The 1,631-nt window shown below is 61.6% G+C and carries 1 protein-coding gene and 2 pseudogenes; 2 read left to right on the top strand and 1 reads right to left on the bottom strand.

Annotated features, from left to right (window positions below):
• Positions 1 to 344 (top strand): annotated as a pseudogene (locus tag EN750_RS33305) (hypothetical protein); the annotation flags it as partial.
• A gap of 30 nt (positions 345 to 374) precedes the next feature.
• On the opposite strand, the gene EN750_RS33300 reads toward EN750_RS33305, so the two are convergent.
• A complete protein-coding gene (locus EN750_RS33300; protein WP_050596708.1) occupies positions 375 to 1,280 on the bottom strand; it encodes a LysR family transcriptional regulator in 906 nt (301 codons plus the stop codon).
• A 121-nt stretch (positions 1,281 to 1,401) separates the two neighbouring features.
• Here EN750_RS33300 and EN750_RS33295 point away from each other — a divergent pair.
• Positions 1,402 to 1,631, top strand: a pseudogene (locus EN750_RS33295) (myristoyl transferase); the annotation flags it as partial.

The following is a 1,631-nucleotide window of genomic DNA, read 5'->3' as shown; positions in this document are numbered from 1 at the left end:
CTTCACGCCTCAACCGCATCTCGGCAATGATCGTCGCCACCGCCACGCACCAGGTGCCGCCGTTCGAAGACGCGGCGGCCACACGGGACGCAAGTCTTTTCCTGGATATGGACCTGTCGATCCTGGGAGCCGCGCCGGACGCCTTCGACGCCTATGAGCGCGCCGTGCGGCGCGAGTACCACTGGGTGGAGGAGCCAATGTGGCGGGCCGGACGCAGTGCGGTCTTGAAGAGCTTCCTCGCCCGCCCGCATATCTTCCACACTGAAGAGTTTCGCCAGCGTTGCGAACCGCAGGCCAGGGAAAACATGACGCGGTCATTGCAGGCCCTGCAAACCCCTTTGTGATCTTCGCCGGTGGCGCGCTTGCATGTCGCCCTATCCGGCCACGGGCGTTGCATCGAACAATGCACCGAGAAACGCCTGAACAAGCGAGCGCTGCGCGTCGGTCTTGCGATAGGCGACGCGGTGTATGGAACTGAACGAATAGGCCCTTGGCTTGATTGCCCGCATGTCTCCGGCCGCGACCCAGGGATCGGCAAAATGGCACGGCAGAAAGCCGATGAAGTTGCCCGACAGGATCAGCATCAACTGCGCTTCCATGTGAACGACCGATGCACTCGCCCTGGGATGGCCGACAAGGTAGAGGTCGTCGAAATGGCGATAGCTGCGCACCGAGAACCGCGCAGCGTCGACGGCGCCTTGATCGATCCTTGAATCGGGCATCGCAAAGAGCGGGTGCCGACGGCCGCAATAGAGAAGATGCGGTTCGCCGCAATAGTCGCGATAGACGACCCCAGGCGCTTTCTGCGACAGCGGCCCGATGACGACGTCGCGACCGCCATCGGCAACTTGTTGCTCGAGTTCGGACGGCGTACCCACCGAAAGGTCGATGAAGACGTCGGAATCGGGCCCCATGAAGCGGCTGAGGGCGTGCTGGATACCCAGTTCACCACTGGTGAAGACCCCATCCGACGTGCCGACCCGCAAGCGGCCCGACAGGCTGCCGCTGGCTGCATTAATGCGATGTCCGAAATCGTCAAGGTCCCGGAACAGCTTCTGCGCCGCATCGTAGGTTGCCTGTCCAACCTCGGTCAGGCGGAATTGCTTGCGCCCGCGATGGCAGAGCTGCGCACCGATGCGTTTCTCCAGCTCCGCCAGATGCGTGCTCAGCGTCGGCTGCGACAGGTTGAGCGTGATTTGCGCAGCGGCGAACCCGCCTGAATCGGCCAGCGCCACGAAAACGCGCAGCAGGCGGATGTCGATATTGTCCAGCCGGCGCATGGCGCCCCCCATGATGCACAGAACGATACATCGATGTTATTCGATGTATCGTTCTAAATAAACTCATTTACATCAATGTCAGAAATCGCGAGCCTGTACGGAACAAAATTGGGGAACAATCATGAAACCGTTACTCGGCACCGCCTTGTCCGCAGCCCTGCTGCTCGCCAGTTCGCAGCTCGCCCTCAGCGCCGACCAGATCCGCATCCTGGCGCCGACATGGCTGGGATTTGCGCCTGTCCATATCGCCAGCGACCTTGGCTGCTTCACCGCCAAGGGCCTTGATGTCAGCATCAAGTTCGAGGATGACCTGACCAACGTCATGGCGGCGATGGCGCGCGGCGACATCGA

Origin of the sequence: Mesorhizobium sp. M7A.F.Ca.ET.027.03.2.1 (assembly GCF_003999175.1) — a bacterium.
Taxonomy (GTDB): Bacteria; Pseudomonadota; Alphaproteobacteria; order Rhizobiales; family Rhizobiaceae; genus Mesorhizobium.
Note: the sequence above shows the minus strand (reverse complement) of the source record. Positions and strands in the feature narration are given on the sequence as shown.

Excerpts from the sequence above, each read along its gene's own strand:
- EN750_RS33300 (WP_050596708.1), bottom strand. The coding sequence starts at position 1,280 with ATGCGCCGGCTGGACAATATCGACATCCGCCTGCTGCGCGTTTTCGTG.